13 protein-coding genes are annotated in these 14,420 nt (G+C 57.4%); 2 read left to right on the forward strand and 11 right to left on the reverse strand.

What is annotated here, in order from left to right; all coding sequences use genetic code 11:
* The first annotated feature begins 146 nt into the window (after positions 1-146).
* Positions 147-1,667, forward strand: a complete 1,521-nt coding sequence (locus tag ACR3ES_RS08160) for a trimethylamine methyltransferase family protein (protein ID WP_170435814.1) — start codon at positions 147-149, stop codon at positions 1,665-1,667.
* 91 nt (positions 1,668-1,758) lie between these two features.
* Complete coding sequence (locus tag ACR3ES_RS08165) at positions 1,759-2,739, forward strand: agmatinase (protein WP_170435812.1); 981 nt, start codon at positions 1,759-1,761, stop codon at positions 2,737-2,739.
* Here the strand turns inward: ACR3ES_RS08165 and ACR3ES_RS08170 are convergent.
* The 11 genes from ACR3ES_RS08170 to ACR3ES_RS08220 form a co-directional block, all read right to left on the reverse strand.
* Positions 2,726-3,706 carry an arginase family protein gene (locus ACR3ES_RS08170; RefSeq protein WP_170435810.1) on the reverse strand — a complete coding sequence of 327 codons (981 nt, stop codon included), beginning with the start codon at positions 3,704-3,706 and terminating at the stop codon, positions 2,726-2,728. The genes ACR3ES_RS08165 and ACR3ES_RS08170 overlap by 14 nt on opposite strands.
* A gap of 58 nt (positions 3,707-3,764) precedes the next feature.
* Complete coding sequence (locus tag ACR3ES_RS08175) at positions 3,765-5,354, reverse strand: ABC transporter permease subunit (RefSeq protein ID WP_170435808.1); 1,590 nt, start codon at positions 5,352-5,354, stop codon at positions 3,765-3,767.
* A complete protein-coding gene (locus tag ACR3ES_RS08180) occupies positions 5,351-6,388 on the reverse strand; it encodes a quaternary amine ABC transporter ATP-binding protein (RefSeq protein ID WP_480425185.1) in 1,038 nt (345 codons plus the stop codon). Before ACR3ES_RS08180 ends, ACR3ES_RS08175 begins: the two co-directional genes overlap by 4 nt.
* 83 nt (positions 6,389-6,471) lie before the next feature.
* Positions 6,472-7,422, reverse strand: coding sequence for an ABC transporter substrate-binding protein (locus ACR3ES_RS08185; RefSeq protein WP_480425186.1), 951 nt, complete (start codon positions 7,420-7,422; stop codon positions 6,472-6,474).
* Positions 7,423-7,807: 385 nt separating this feature from the next.
* Positions 7,808-8,218 (reverse strand): alpha/beta fold hydrolase, encoded by a 411-nt coding sequence (locus tag ACR3ES_RS08190; RefSeq protein WP_480493406.1) that lies wholly within the window; start codon positions 8,216-8,218, stop codon positions 7,808-7,810.
* Between the two features lie 27 nt (positions 8,219-8,245).
* On the reverse strand, positions 8,246-9,376 hold the full coding sequence (locus ACR3ES_RS08195; RefSeq protein WP_170435800.1) for a cobalamin-independent methionine synthase II family protein: 1,131 nt from the start codon (positions 9,374-9,376) through the stop codon (positions 8,246-8,248).
* 78 nt (positions 9,377-9,454) lie between these two features.
* Positions 9,455-10,423: a cupin domain-containing protein gene (locus ACR3ES_RS08200; RefSeq protein ID WP_170435798.1), complete on the reverse strand. Its 969-nt coding sequence runs from the start codon at positions 10,421-10,423 to the stop codon at positions 9,455-9,457.
* Positions 10,424-10,610: 187 nt separating this feature from the next.
* The gene (locus ACR3ES_RS08205; protein ID WP_170435796.1) at positions 10,611-11,582 is read right to left on the reverse strand and encodes an ester cyclase; all 972 of its coding nucleotides are present in this window, start codon (positions 11,580-11,582) and stop codon (positions 10,611-10,613) included.
* The gene (locus tag ACR3ES_RS08210) at positions 11,579-12,607 is read right to left on the reverse strand and encodes a LacI family DNA-binding transcriptional regulator (RefSeq protein WP_480634712.1); all 1,029 of its coding nucleotides are present in this window, start codon (positions 12,605-12,607) and stop codon (positions 11,579-11,581) included. Before ACR3ES_RS08210 ends, ACR3ES_RS08205 begins: the two co-directional genes overlap by 4 nt.
* Entirely contained in the window at positions 12,592-13,356 is a 765-nt protein-coding gene (locus tag ACR3ES_RS08215) for an SDR family oxidoreductase (RefSeq protein WP_170435794.1), read from the reverse strand. The genes ACR3ES_RS08210 and ACR3ES_RS08215 overlap by 16 nt, the downstream gene beginning before the upstream one ends.
* Positions 13,356-14,408, reverse strand: a complete 1,053-nt coding sequence (locus ACR3ES_RS08220; RefSeq protein ID WP_170435792.1) for an ester cyclase — start codon at positions 14,406-14,408, stop codon at positions 13,356-13,358. Before ACR3ES_RS08220 ends, ACR3ES_RS08215 begins: the two co-directional genes overlap by 1 nt.
* Positions 14,409-14,420 lie beyond the last annotated feature (12 nt).

A 14,420-nucleotide genomic window follows, 5' to 3' on the forward strand; every position in this document is an offset into this window, starting at 1 on the left:
AATTGCATTCACCGGCAACGCGACAATTGCCAGTTTTGAAAAATCGAAACTGTGGTTTCAGATTTCGAAAACCGCATCTGAGCTTTTGTCGGTTCGGTCGTGTCACATCTAATGTGCGGTCATCAGTGGCGCAGGAGAGACCGGAAATGTCGTCGGAAGGCAACAGGAGGAGTGGCAGGCGCGCCCGTATGGCCCAGCGTGCTGCCAAGCCCGAGATAGACCCCTGCGCGCCGGGGCAAGCCGGTGGATCCTTCGCCCCGTTGGCGGAGACAGAAATCGAGCAGATCTATGACACAGCCCTAAAACTGCTTGAAAATCTTGGCATGGGCGAAGTGCCAGAACGGCTGCGCGCCGATCTGTTGGCTGCAGGTGTAAGTCAAGGTGATCAAGACAGGGTGTTGTTTCCGCGATCCCTTGTTGAAAACACAATCGGGCTTGCAGCCAAAAGCTTTGTTTTGCATGGACGGGACGAAAGCCGGTCAATCGAGATCGGCGGGGATCGTGTCTACTTTGGCACCGGTGGGGCTGCGGTTCAGACGCTGGATTTGGATTCGGGCCTGTATCGCCCCGCAACGCTGACCGACCTGCATGACTTCACGCGCCTTCAGGATGTGCTGACCAATGTCAGTTGGTTCACGCGGTGCTGCGTCGCCACGGATGTGCGGGATGTCATGGATCTGGATGTGAACACGGTCTACGCGCTGGTTCGGAATACTACAAAACCAATTGCCACGTCCTTTACGCTGGCCGAACACGTGGCTCCCATCGTTGACCTATTGGACATCGTTGCCGGAGGCCCGGGAGAGTTCTCAAAGCGCCCGTTTATGAAAGCGCATATCAGCCCGGTCATTTCTCCGCTTCGCTACGGCGAGGACGCCGTAGCAGTCGTCTATGAGTGCATCGAACACAACATCCCGATGTCATGCATCACTGCGGCGCAGGCTGGGGCTACCGCACCCGCAACACTTGCTGGGTTCTTGGCGCAGTCGTTGGCCGAGACCTTGGCAAGCCTCGTGATGGTCAACACGATCAAACCCGGCTTTCCGATGGTGTTTTCAAACTGGCCGTTCATCGTTGATTTAAGGACCGGGGCTTTTGCAGGCGGCAGTGGAGAAACCGCAATTCTAAATGCGGCCTCAGCGCAGATCATCAACTGGCTTGGATTGCCATCTGGGGTCGCGGCCTCGATGACAGACGCAAAGGCCATCGATGCCCAGTACGGGGCTGAAAAGGGGATCACTTCGCTCGCTGCCGCGCTGGCGGGTGGAAACCTGATTTATGAAAGTTCAGGGATGACAGCATCGTTGTTGGGGGCCAGTTTTGAGGCTTTTGTCCTCGACAACGAGATGCATTCGAACACCTATCGTGCCTTGCGTGGCATCGAGGTGACCGAGGAAAACCTAGGATATGAGGCCATTTGCCAATCGGTCCTGGGTGATGGTCACTTCCTGGGCAGCGCACATACCTACGCGGCGATGGAGCGGGACTACTTTTACCCTGTGCTGGCGGATCGGGACGAACCCCGGACATGGGAGATGAACGGGGCAAGAGATGCCTGGACCATCGCCCGCGAACGTGCCCGAGACATTCTCGAGACACACCATCCCCAATACCTGACACCTTCTCAGGACGCTGAAATCCGCACGCGGTTTCGGATTTTGACGTGATCAAAGCCGAAAATGGCGCGATGACGATTTCTTTTGTGTCATCAGGACTGTACGTTCTGTCAGGAAAACTCTGCGGTTCCAGGGGGCAGCTATGGAGACTTCGTTTTTTCATCCGGTTTCGGGGATAGAACTGCCCCGATTTGCAGGCGTCCCGACATTCATGCGGCTGCCGAGCGTGACGCTGGATCACGAGCGTATCGATGAGGTAGACCTCGCCCTGGTCGGCATCCCATGGGATGGCGGTACAACCAACCGTCCCGGGGCGCGGCACGGACCCCGACAATTGCGCGATTACTCAACCATGATTCGCGCCATGAACCCTGTGACGGGCATCAGCCCATTCACTTTAGTCAATTGCGCGGATTTGGGTGACGTGGCTCCGAACCCTGTTGATATCCAAGACACGCTGGATCGTGTGACGACCTACTACGAAGAGTTGACGAGGCGGGGAATTGTGCCGTTGACCGCTGGCGGCGATCACCTGACGACTTTACCAGTTTTGCGCGCTCTTGCCGTTTCGGGGCCTTTGGGGCTTATCCAGTTCGACAGTCACACAGATTTGTTTGATTCCTATTTTGGAGGCCATAAATTCACGCACGGCACCCCGTTCCGCCGCGCCATTGAGGAAGGGCTGATCGACCCAAAGCGCTTTGTGCAAGTTGGTATTCGTGGAACCGCCTACAACACCGAAGACATCGAATGGGGCGAGGCCCAAGGCGTTCGCATCATCAGGATCGAGGAACTGTTTGACCGGGGCATCGACGATGTGATGGTCGAGGTCAAAAAGATCGTTGGCACTGATCCCTGTTACTGCACCTACGATATCGATTTTGTGGATCCGACCTATGCACCCGGTACCGGAACGCCAGAGATCGGCGGGCCCAATAGTTATCAAGCCCAGCAGGTCATTCGACACATGGCAGGCCTGAACCTTATCGGTGCCGATCTGGTCGAAGTGTCACCGCCCTTCGATCCCGAAGGCGGTACGGCGTGGCTTGGGATCTCACTGATGTTCGAGTTGCTGTGCGTATTGGCGCAAGCCATTAACGCGCGCCGGTCTAACGCGCGCTAACGTTCTCTGCGATCATCGAAATCATCTCGAACATTACCGCTGCGGCGGTCAGCGCGGTGATGTTGTTAGGGCTGTCCTTGGTGGGCATCATGCACACGACGTCTCCACCAACGATGTTCAGGCCGCGTGCCGCGCGCAAGATTCCGACGGCTTCATCGATATCAAAACCCTTTTCACCGGGTTCCAGATTGGAGACTGCCGGCGCCACAGTGGGATCGAGGCAGTCCAGATCAAATGTGATGTAAACCGGTCGGTCACCCAGAACTTCGCGGGTTTGCGCCACGACATCTTCCAGCCCACGCTGACGAAACTCACGCATTGTAACAACATTATAGCCGTAGTCATACGACGGTTGCAGCCAGTCCAGACTGCGCGGGTGTCCGCGCAATCCGATCTGCATCGAGCGGGTTGGATCGACCTGACCCTGATCGGCCAGGTAGGCCCCCCAATGTGCCGCAGATTTATGCGCCCCTAGAAAGTGATCGACTTTGGTGAAGACGTCGGTATGGGCATCGAGATGCAAGAAGCTGACCGGCTCTCCACCAGACAGTTTTCCGCCTCCAAGGGCCTGCACGATTCCGCCAGTGATCGAATGGTCGCCGCCGACGGAAACCGGTCGCGCGCCGGCTGCGTCGATATCCTTGTAGAATTCGGTAATACGCTCGATGCAGTCTTCGTTGTCATTGGCCCGAGGGAATGGCACGTCACCAACGTCTGCGATGCGTGCGCTTTGCCACGGGTCAAGCTGAAAGGGCAGATGCACTCGGCGCTGAACGGCTGAAACGTGCCGTAAGGCGCGGGGTCCCAGATGCTGATCCCGCTCTGTCGTTCCGTTCCCCGTCGAATGCGGAACACCGACCAGTGCAATATCCTGATCTTGCGGTCCAGTGTGCGGACATCTGAACAAGGTGGGAACGCCCCACCAATAGAGATTGTCCATCATGGACTTTTCATAGGGATCGGTCATTACGTGTCTCTGAAAAGGAATGGCGTCCCCGGTTTGGTACCGGAGACGCAATACAAGCTCAAAGCTTTTCGTCTTCCCGACGGAATGCGCCTTGAACGATCCGGTCCATGACCATCGCCAGGAACAAGATCGCGAATCCACCCAGCAGACCGGGGCCCTTGGCTGCGTATTGCAACGCCTCAAGGATTTCCTTGCCAAGCCCTCCACCGCCGATCAGCGAGATGATCACGACCATGGACAGGCACATCAGGATCGTCTGATTGACGCCAGTCATGATCGAAGGAAGGGCCAAGGGGATTTCGACATCTTTCAGCAACTGCCACTTGGACGCGCCAAAAGCGACGGCAGCCTCCTTGATGCTCTCCGGCACACCGCGCATCCCCAATGCCGTCAGACGGATAACCGGCGGCATACCAAAGATGATCGTTGCCAGAATGCCCGGCGGGTTGCCCGTACCGAAAAAGGCAATGATCGGGATCAGATACACAAAGGCAGGCAGTGTCTGCATCAGATCCAGAACTGGTTCAGCCGCGCGATAGGCGCGTTTGGATTTGCCAAACCAGATGCCCAGTGGAATGCCAAAGACCACGCAGAGCAGCACAGCTGCACCAACCAATGCAACGGTCTCCATAGCCACATCCCAATAGCCCAGCAGTGCGATGTAAGCCAAAGAGGATGCGGTGAAGATTGCGACACGCGGCCCGGCCGCCCGCCACGCGGTGACGCAAATCACCAGCATCACAACCGGCCAGGGTGAACCAATTAGGGCGATGGTCAGGGCGTCCAGAACCGATCGTACCCCCGCGACGATACCGTCAAAGACGTCGCCGCCCGCCGCCGCCGCGGCGTCAATGCGCGCCTCCATCCAATTGGCGATGACTGAGAACAGGGTGCCCTCGTCCGGGCCCAGAATCAAAGCCGAAACTTGCTGCTCGGGGAAGGCGTCCAGCATAGTCAGCGATGCATTTACGGTGAACTTGTACACGATCAGCGGACCGATTGCCGCGATCAGAACAGCGCCCAGGATGATGTTACGGGTTGACTGGCCACTTTCCGTGCTGTCCGGATTGATCCGCCATTTGGAGTATTGCTTTTCGTAGATCCTGTCGGCGTAGAATCCCTGCACGACCTTGAACACCAGCAGCATCAGCAACCCGGTGATCAGGATGCCCGTGGCTTCGGACTGCGCTGCGATGGCACGCTCAGTGCTCGTCTCCGCTGCTCTCTGAATGTTTTCAGCAAGTCGTGTAAACCGGTCGATATCGGCCTGTTCGGTGGCCTCGGCCGCACGCCCCAGCAGTTCATCCGCCCGTTCCAGCTGTCCTGCAGCTCGCTCGGCAAATTCGGCCCCCGGATTACCCCAGGCACCCCGACCGATTTGGACCCAGGCGATGATCTCTAGGATCAGAAACGTCCAGAACATGCCCCAGATCGCCCGGGACGCCGACCAGAATGGACCAAGAACCGCTGCCCATCTGTTGAACGTGTTAGGAATTGCGCTGGTTGCGTCATGTATTTTGTGGAACGCGTTGACGTAGTAATCGCCGTTCGGGCCTGTGAACTCATGGATCGAACGATCCAGCGCATCGCGATCAACCTCGATATCCGAGGCTGCTGTGACTTGGATGTCTGCTGCTGTATCAGTCATTCTTGCTTGCCCCCTTGGATACCGCGCAACAGGCGTGGCTTGGTCACGACACCGACATCCGCGCCGGCATCGGTGATGACAACCGGCATCTCGGTGTTCACGGCCAGGTCGATGAGCTGGTCCAGATCAGACCCTTCATCCGCACGCGGTGCTCCTTCCAGCGCGCCTGAATAACTACCAATTGGCTCCATGATCGAATGGGCCTTGACCAGTTTCAGCTTCGAAATCCCTTGTACGAACTCGCGGACATAGTCGTCCGCCGGGTTCATCACGATGTCTTCCGGCGAGCCAATCTGGACGATGACACCGTCCTTCATGATCGCAATTCTGTGGCCGATGCGGATCGCTTCATCCAGATCGTGCGTGATGAACAATGTCGTCTTCTTAAGTTGCGCAACCAGAGCCTTGAACTGGTCCTGCAATTGTAACCGGATCAGAGGATCCAACGCAGAGAACGGCTCGTCCATCAGCAAGATTTCCGGGTCCGACGCCAATGCGCGGGCAATGCCCACACGCTGTTGCATACCCCCGGACAGCTCTTTGGGCAGACGATCCTCGTACCCCGTCAGATCGACAAGTCCCAGAGCGTGATCCGACACGGCCCATCTTTTCGACTTCGAGATTTTTCGAATTTCCAAGGGATATGCCACGTTGTCACGCACTGACCGGTGCGGCAGCAGCGCCATATGTTGAAAGACCATGCCAATCTGCTGGGCACGGATGCGACGCAATTCATTATCTGAAATTGCGGAAACGTCTTTGCCAAGAATTTCGATTTTACCGGCGGTGGGCTCGATCAGTCGGTTTACATGCCGCACAAGGGTGGATTTGCCGGATCCCGACAGGCCCATGATGCAGAAGATTTCACCGCGCGAGACTTCGAAACTGGCGTCTTGAACGCCGACCACACAACTGAATCTTTCCAGCACCTGCGGTTTGGTCAGACCTTCTTTGAGCACGGCTTCCATTGCTTCGGCTGCCCGGTTGCCGAAGATCTTCCATACATTTTCAAGTTTTACGACAGGTTCGTCCATTTGCCCCCCATAAGGCGGTGTTTCGCCCGGCAGATAGGAAAAGGGCCGCTGCGAGGTGTCGCAGCGGCCCTGGGATGATCGGCTTAGTTTGTCAGCCAGCCAATGACGGTGTCTTCGTTCTCATTCACCCATTTTTGGGCGTAGTCCGAGGCTTCTACATTGTCTACTGCGAGGGCCTTGCCCATAGCGCTCAGGTCATCGCCCTGCATTTGGAAATTGCGGAACAGAGCCGCCACTTCGGGGTAGCTGTCTTCCAATTCCTTGGCGTAGTGCAGGTGAAGCGTGGCACCATTCCAGGCCGATGAAGCCTCTGACTTGGACAGCCATTCGGGGTCGTCCGTTGGCTGCACAATTGTCCAGGTGGCTGGATCATGTGCGGGCTCTTCGAGCACAGTCAGATCCTGTGTCACAAAGATGTAGTGCGGGCTGTAGCAGAACCCAATCCACGGATCGCCGGCCTTGGTGGCATTGGCAAGGTTGGCATAGGCGATGGTTTCTTCGTACTCGGTCAGATCGAAAATCTGATCATAGCCATAAGACTTGGCGCGGATTTTCTCCACAACGGTCGAGGCCCAGCCGGGCGCCCCGATCCAGACTTCGGGTGTGCCGTTACCGTCCGTGTCGAAGATCGCCATCTTGTCGGGATCGCTCAGGTCATCGATGGACGTGATGTCGTGCTGCTCGGCGATATAGGTCGGAATGCACATCCCCTGCGCCGCTTGCACCGGGTTCTCGTTCATCACGACAGTGCCGTTGTCTTTGACATAGGTGTCATGCAGGTTCTGTTGGTTGGGCATCCAGACTTCGGGATGGACATACATCGAACCGCTGTCCATCGCTTCAAAGACGATTGGGTTGGTCCCGTTCTGCAATTCCACATCGAGACCGAGATTTTCCTCGATCACAACCTCTAAGATATGCGCGGTGGCATTCACAGAGGCCCAGTTCGGCACTCCGATGACGATATCTGCTGCGTAAGCCGGTGCGGCGACTGCTATGGAAGCGCCTCCCAATAGCATCGATAGTTTATTCATTGTGTCTTCTCCATGTTGGGCGTCTTCAGCGCTGAATTCCGATCCCTTGAGATGAATTAACGCTGTTGTTATCAGTGACCTGGTTGAGCTTCTGATTTTGGTTTCCAGGATTTGGCCGGTCGGGCCAGCCAACTCAAAAACTGAAACATGGGTGGGTGTGAACCATCAAGTGTTACGAGTGGGAAGGGCTGAGTATTCGATATTCCCGGAAAGACCTTTCGATAAAGCAGAATTCACAAGGCGCATGTCTAACTTTTACTCAGTCCTCTGACGGCCTCGTGCGGTCGAAATTGTTCCCAGCCTTCTCAAGGGTCTCGAAATCAAAACCGGGTTGTTTTGCCGGTTTGGTCGGGGGACGGCGGCGGCCGTCGATATCCTGGCGATCCTAGCATATTCGAGGATGGCCTTGATTGACAGATGGCTGCACAACATCCCACCGCTGGCGACCCGCGACCAGTTTGATCACATTGCAGACGGTCGGCGTGTCGACCGAGCGCAGAAGCTGAAGTAGGTCTTTGTACCTGTTCAACCTCCGTAGTCCACTGGCTGAGGGCAGCGGATTTGTGTCCAACAGACCCAGTCCCAACACGCGATCAGGGCTTTGTCGAACCACTTCCATGGCCACGATGCCACTCATCGACAGTCCGGCCAACGCGAATCTGTCAGGCGCTTGTTCCAGGACTTGTGCGGCAAGATCGGCCATTGCCTCAGCCCCCCACACATCCGGTACGATGACCTTGCGATCTTGGGAAAAGGCGGCGATCTGTGGCGCAAAAAGTCGCACATCGCACGTCATACCTGGCGGAAGGACAAGTGGAACCGTTCAGTTTTTACTGGCGATTTCCGCACCTTCGGCCAAGGCCGCAAGCTTTTCGTAGGCAATCGCCGGATGAACGGCCCCAAACCCAGCGAACGTTCCAAATCCGCAATCGCTGCCCGCGATCACCCGCTCGGAGCCGACAATGTCGACGAATCTTTGGATTCTCTGCGCCACCAATTCGGGATGTTCGACAAAGTTGGTTGTTGTATCGACCACACCGGGAACCAGGATCTTGTCGTCTGGAATATCGGATTTGCGGTCGCGGAACACGACCCATTCGTGTCCATGCCTGGGGTTGGATGTTTCAAACAGAACATAGCGCGACTTGGTGGACATCAGAGTGTCGAACATCTTGGACATCGGAATGTCGCATACATGCGGCCCCTCATAGTTGCCCCAGCAGATATGGATTCTCACCTTGTCCTGCGGCACATCCGACAGAGCGTGATTGAGCGCTTCGACATGCATTTGCGCCACTTTTACAAACTCTTCGTCCGACAAATCGGTGAACAGCATGTGCCGCGACAGGGCCAGATCGGGGCAATCCAATTGCAGGTCCAGACCTGCCGCAATGATTGTTTCGTACTCCTCTTTCATCGCATCGGCGAGAGCGGCCAGGTAAGCCTCTCGTGTCTTGTAAAAGTCGTTTTGCAAAAACAATGAAATCACACCGGGGCTGGCGGCGTTCATAAAGCCGCGTGCGACGCCGTGCTCTGTCATCGCGGCCTTGAAGTTTGCGATGTCCTTTTTCAAATCCTGCTGCCCTTTCGAGCGAACCTCGCCGGTGCACATGGGGCGCGCATACTCAGGCGTTCCGCCATCATTGGCGAGACGCTGGAGAAAGCCCGGAAACATTTTGAGATCAGCCGGTGCATTCCGGGGGCTGTCACCCGAAAACCCGGTATAGCGATCCTTGACATAGGTTGCATAGCTGATCTTCGACGTCTCTCCGTCGGATACGATGTCGATCCCGGCTTCTTTCTGCTGTTTCACGGTTTCGGAAACCGCAGAGGTCATGCATGTGTCGAATTCCTCTGTGTCAAAAGGCTTGTTCTTCTCGCGGGCAAAAAGAAGATCGGTCACGTGCTGCGTACGGGGCAGGCTGCCCACATGCGTTGTCAGAATTCGGGTCATCGGCGTTCCTTTTTTGCGGGTATCCGCGGCTGAGGCTGGGGTGGTCAGTCAGCCCAGAGGCTGACTGACCGACATGTATCACTCCCCGGACCAGCTTGGACCGGCAGAATCTTCGGTTCCGACAACATGGTACATCGCGGCCTCTCCTGTCATCGACGGGTGCGTCCTGTACGCCAGATTTTCGGGAACCGACATCGTGTCCCCGGGGGCAAGTGTCGTCTCGCCACCGTCCCACTCGACCCGCCAGTGTCCTTTGGCCGGCATCAGAACCGAAGGGTGGTCATGGCTGACCTTGGCCTCGGGGGACGATTGGCGGGTGATGAAGTTCACCTCGAAACCCGGCTTATCGCGCAAAAGGCCGGTCTCTCCGATCACTTTGCAAGGGGCTCGATCGGACAAGGCAACCATGTCCCAGTACCGGGCGACGTGATTGGGCAATACATCGGCCGTAGTCGGTTCGGCGCGCTTGGTCAGTTCTTCGGCGGACATCAACGGCATTGGATTGACACCCTCGGGCACGGCCTCACCCTTCTTGGTGTCGTAAAGCTTGCCGGTTTCGGCCAGAACCAACCCGTGATCCGCCGCATCTTCGATGACCTGCGGGGCCCACATGACACCCCCGCCTGCATCGTCGCCGCCGAGGATGGCCATGATCATCCCATAGTCGTTTCCGATGTTTTCAAACCCCCGGAACACTCCGGTCGGAATGTTAAAGATGTCGCCGGGTTCCAGGGTCACCTCTCCGGCATCTCCCCAACGCCCCCAAAAGAAACGCCAGCGGCCCGAGAGCACAAAAAACGCCTCGGCCGTGTGGTGATCATGCAGGCTGTTGCGGCACTTGGGTGGCTGGCCCGCAGCGCCGATGTTGAACCCGTGCGGTATCGTGATGTGCACGTGCTGGTCGACGCTCTCGGAAACGCCGCCGCCAACTATCGTGAAGTTTTCCTTTTGATCGCTGCCTGGCGTGTGGGCGTCGATAAAGGCCGTGCGGCAGGGTTTCAGGTCGCCGTAGCGGACGATCCGTGTTTCCATATCTTGCGGAGTCATGTCTGTATGTCCTGTGTAAATTTACCTGTGCTGTGAACCGGTCCTAGTCCCACGGCCCAGGCGGGCGCGGATTTAGGCGCTCGGCTCTCAGGCTTGCACGATAGGTGTGAAACCGCCGCGCCTCGGTCGAGTCGCGCAGGTCAGCTTTCAGGTATCGGCATTTACATCTGGTAAACTTGGGTGTCATTCACGCATCCCCGGTGTGCAGGTGAATCTGTTTCCAGATGGCAACCTCGTCGTACAGTGTGAATTCGCGGCGCAGACCCCAGGGGCCGAACTCGGCCTGTGACATGCCCATCACATATACGCGGGCACCGGTCGGCTGGCCAAAGGCGCCCCAGCCATCATGTGTGCCGTCCAGGGACCAGCGGATTGATGCGCGCGGGGACAGCATCCCGCCGTGCATGCCGATTTGATGGTGAATTTCAAAACGGGCATTGGGAAAGGACGATCTCAGGCCAACCCAGAACTGGCAGACGGCCTCACGTCCCAGCGCCTGCCGCGCTCCGGCATACTCCCCGATCACCGCCCGGTCATAGTCGGCGAGGATGTGGTTAAAGTCGGCATTCATGATGCGGGTCAGCGTGTTGGCATAGGCCGCACCCCATTCATTGTCATTCCCGGTTCCGTGATAGCCGCCGTCAACGTCGGCCTCGGGCAAAAACGGTTTATTTGCTGTTCCAGGGCCGCCTTCCGACGCGATGAGCTGACGAGCGAACGACTCAGGGTCCATGCCCAGCTGGCGTACGATGCCGCCATAATCCCGCACCATCCATTCATCATAGATGACCTCGTTCTTGGCCGCGCAATCGGCGATGACCCGGGCCGTCCAGCGCTTGCCAGTTGCAGGACCGAACAGACCGTCCTGAGAATGGGTTGCCGTCGAAATGATCCGATGGGAGGACAGATGTCCGTGCTCCTCCGACTGTGACCAGATTACATCCTCTCCCAAAAGCTGGCGGTCGGGAAACTCGTTACAGGTTGCCATGGTTGCGGCGATGACCGGCTGATTGCCGACCGTAATGCCCATCGGTGTTCGGACCGGTATATCGGGGGCATAGTAGCGGTGCAGGGTTTCGGTGCCGCGCTCTTCCCAGATTTCTTTGGTGATGCTCAGGATATAATCCGGAAAATCCTTCCATTTTTCGGCATATGTCATGGGGTGAAGCCTTTCGGTTTTCTGGCTGAGCCGCGAATCTTGAGCGGTCCTGGTATCTCTATACGCTCGGCCTCCGCGCGCTTTTCAATTCTGGAGATGAGGAGGTCCACCGTTGCCCCAACCATTTTGTTGATCGGCTGACGAATGGTCGTGAGGTTGTAAGCAGGCCAGGCTGAGATGGGCACATCATCATAGCCGACGACACTGACATCGTCGGGAACCGACAGCCCAAGTTCGAACCTGAGCGTGTCCATGACTGCAAAGGCCATGTGGTCATTGCCCACAAAGATCGCATCCGGTCGGTTGGACGACGTGCACAATTGTCTGGCGATGGCCGACGCCGTTTCCTGACTGTACTTACCGTCCTCAACAGCGATGGGTTCCAAACCGTGTTTTTTCAGACCTTCTGTAAAGCCGCGCGTACGGTCCAGTCCGGTCGAGGACGCGATCCAACCCGAGATGTGCGCAAGTTTGCGGTGGCCGCCAGCGACGAGGAAATGCGCAACGGTTTGTCCGCCCAGGATGTTGTCGGACGTAACCTGAGCCAGACCGCCCGTATCCTGTCCCCTGTTGAACATGACCACAGGTATGCCTGCGCTGTCACATCTGGTGGCAATTTCGCTGGACATGTCGACCGATGCCGTAATGATCCCTTCAACCTGATACGACAACAGCTCTTCAACGATTTGGCCAACGCTATCGTCGTTATTCGCCATGAACAGCAGGATGTGATAGCCGCGGTCTTTCAGGGCGCGATCCAGATACTCAAGCGCCATGGGGTAAAACTGGTTTTCAAGATAGGCGACGACGACGCCGATCACGCGGCTTTTGCCGGTAATCATGGCGCGCGCCAGTGTATTTGGGCGATAGCCGAGCTCTTCGGCGGCTTTCATGACTTTACTGCGGGTGGTGGCCGAGGCCGATGCGCCGGGCGTGAACACTCGGCTGACGGCGGATTGGCTGACACCAGCTGCGCGTGCCACGTCGGATGATGTAATCTTGTCCGCCATCAGTCCGCCGTCCATCCGCCATCGACCAGCAACGATGTTCCGGTGACGAGGCTGGCAGCCTCTGATGCCAGATAGACGACGGCACCGGTGATGTCGCCCAACTCTCCAATACGGCCGAGTTTTATTCTGTCTTCGATCCAGGCGCGGCGTTCGGGATTGGAAAACGTCTGCTCGCTTAGCGGTGTCCGAATGAATGTCGGCGCCACGGTGTTGACCCGGATCGCATGCGGCCCCCATTCAATGGCCATGGCTTTTGTGAACCCCTCGACTGCATGTTTGGTGCCGCAATAGACCGCCCGGTCGATGCCCCCGACCTGTCCCATCTGACTTGTGATGTTGATCAAGCTGCCCGACCGCCCGCTTGCGATCAGCCCATGAGCAACGGCGCGGGTCAAGAAATAAGCGCCTTTGAAGTTCAGTTGGCTGACGGCGTCAAAGTCATCCTCGGTGGTCTCCAGGCTCGGAGAATGTCGGGCAAGCCCTGCCGAATTGACAAGGATGTCGTAGGGCCCGCTCTCCGCAACCGCCTCTTCGGTCGCGGCCACGTCGGCTACGTCCAGGGTCAGCGCCTTGGCGGTCCAGCCTTGCCCCGAGAACTCGGTGACCAGCGAGGCCAGCTTGTCAGTGGAGCGAGCTGCTAAAGTGACCTCTGCCCCATACCCCGCCAACGCAGATGCACAGGCCAAGCCGATCCCGGATGTCGCACCGGACACCAGGGCGCGCTTACCGGTCAGGCTAAAGTTCGGGGGCGGGGGAAAGGACATCAGATATCTCCAACTGGATAGGGTACGCGTCCCGGGACCCGGGCTTTGTTGAATTCGCGCAATCTTCGAAAAACGTCCACGCCTAATTGACTGTAGACATCCAAAAGATCGACCAAGACCCAGTTTTCACGGATGCGCCCGTCTTCCAACCGCCAGAAATCCAGGCTGCGCATCGTTACCCGTTTGCCGGAGGGGACGATACCTATCCATCCGTCATCCGTGATGGTCTGGATCATGTCTGGCCAACCGGTGACGGCCACATAGGGCCCGTCTCCAAAGAAATGGTAGGTAATTTCGTCAAGATAGCGACCGCGGTCGGGCATGGCCGACAGGAACGGAATCTGATGCCAGTTGCGGAACCCGCGTATGCCCCGGCATGTGCCGATGCCAGCGGGCCCGTACCAGTTTACAGTGTCATGCCAGAAACGCGGCATCTGCATAACGTCGGGACCGCCCTGCGCGGGGTGCCGTTTCATATGGTTGAGCATATCGACAACAAGCGCCCGGCTTGCGTCACTATGGGTGTCATCGCGTGGAGGGCGATGGAGCCCGTCACCAGAGGCGGGTCCCAGCACGCAAATTTCAGCACCCAGCGACGGTGCCATTGGCCACGCCCGGGCCTGCATCATGACCTCGGGCAGGTCCCAGATCATCTGAAACTCGGCGATCTTGCCCTCGACAATCCGGTAATACTCGTGGAACCGCATATGCGTGATGTGTCCCGTTGGCGGGATATCCAGCAGCGGTCCGGCAAAGGTGCCGACATAGTGGCCGCCGCATCCGACCCAGTTCGCGCCATGTTCATCCTCGCCCGCCATCACGATCCAATCGCGCCGCTCGACGTCCGGCCACGCCTCTTTGAGCGGTGCGAGTACGTTCTGATAAAAGGTCTGCGGACCGGTCAGTTCGCCAAAAGGATGACAGCAGTGAAAGACCGCGTCAGGTTCGCACAGACGGTCAAGTTCGTGCTGAATCGCGGAGCCGTTCCAATCGTAAAGGGCCTTGCGGAGAGAGGAGAGCCGCGCGCGGTTTGCGTCGTGGATGCTGGTCATATCCTCAACCGG

Source organism: Ruegeria sp. B1 (assembly GCF_056535885.1).

Excerpts from the sequence above, each read along its gene's own strand:
- ACR3ES_RS08215 (WP_170435794.1), bottom strand. The coding sequence starts at position 13,356 with ATGTCCTTTCCCCCGCCCCCGAACTTTAGCCTGACCGGTAAGCGCGCC.
- ACR3ES_RS08185 (WP_480425186.1), bottom strand. The coding sequence starts at position 7,422 with ATGAATAAACTATCGATGCTATTGGGAGGCGCTTCCATAGCAGTCGCC.
- ACR3ES_RS08175 (WP_170435808.1), bottom strand. The coding sequence starts at position 5,354 with ATGACTGATACAGCAGCAGACATCCAAGTCACAGCAGCCTCGGATATC.
- ACR3ES_RS08205 (WP_170435796.1), bottom strand. The coding sequence starts at position 11,582 with ATGACATATGCCGAAAAATGGAAGGATTTTCCGGATTATATCCTGAGC.
- ACR3ES_RS08195 (WP_170435800.1), bottom strand. The coding sequence starts at position 9,376 with ATGACCCGAATTCTGACAACGCATGTGGGCAGCCTGCCCCGTACGCAG.
- ACR3ES_RS08210 (WP_480634712.1), bottom strand. The coding sequence starts at position 12,607 with ATGGACGGCGGACTGATGGCGGACAAGATTACATCATCCGACGTGGCA.
- ACR3ES_RS08180 (WP_480425185.1), bottom strand. The coding sequence starts at position 6,388 with ATGGACGAACCTGTCGTAAAACTTGAAAATGTATGGAAGATCTTCGGC.
- ACR3ES_RS08160 (WP_170435814.1), top strand. The coding sequence starts at position 147 with ATGTCGTCGGAAGGCAACAGGAGGAGTGGCAGGCGCGCCCGTATGGCC.
- ACR3ES_RS08200 (WP_170435798.1), bottom strand. The coding sequence starts at position 10,423 with ATGACTCCGCAAGATATGGAAACACGGATCGTCCGCTACGGCGACCTG.
- ACR3ES_RS08170 (WP_170435810.1), bottom strand. The coding sequence starts at position 3,706 with ATGACCGATCCCTATGAAAAGTCCATGATGGACAATCTCTATTGGTGG.
- ACR3ES_RS08190 (WP_480493406.1), bottom strand. The coding sequence starts at position 8,218 with ATGACGTGCGATGTGCGACTTTTTGCGCCACAGATCGCCGCCTTTTCC.
- ACR3ES_RS08220 (WP_170435792.1), bottom strand. The coding sequence starts at position 14,408 with ATGACCAGCATCCACGACGCAAACCGCGCGCGGCTCTCCTCTCTCCGC.
- ACR3ES_RS08165 (WP_170435812.1), top strand. The coding sequence starts at position 1,759 with ATGGAGACTTCGTTTTTTCATCCGGTTTCGGGGATAGAACTGCCCCGA.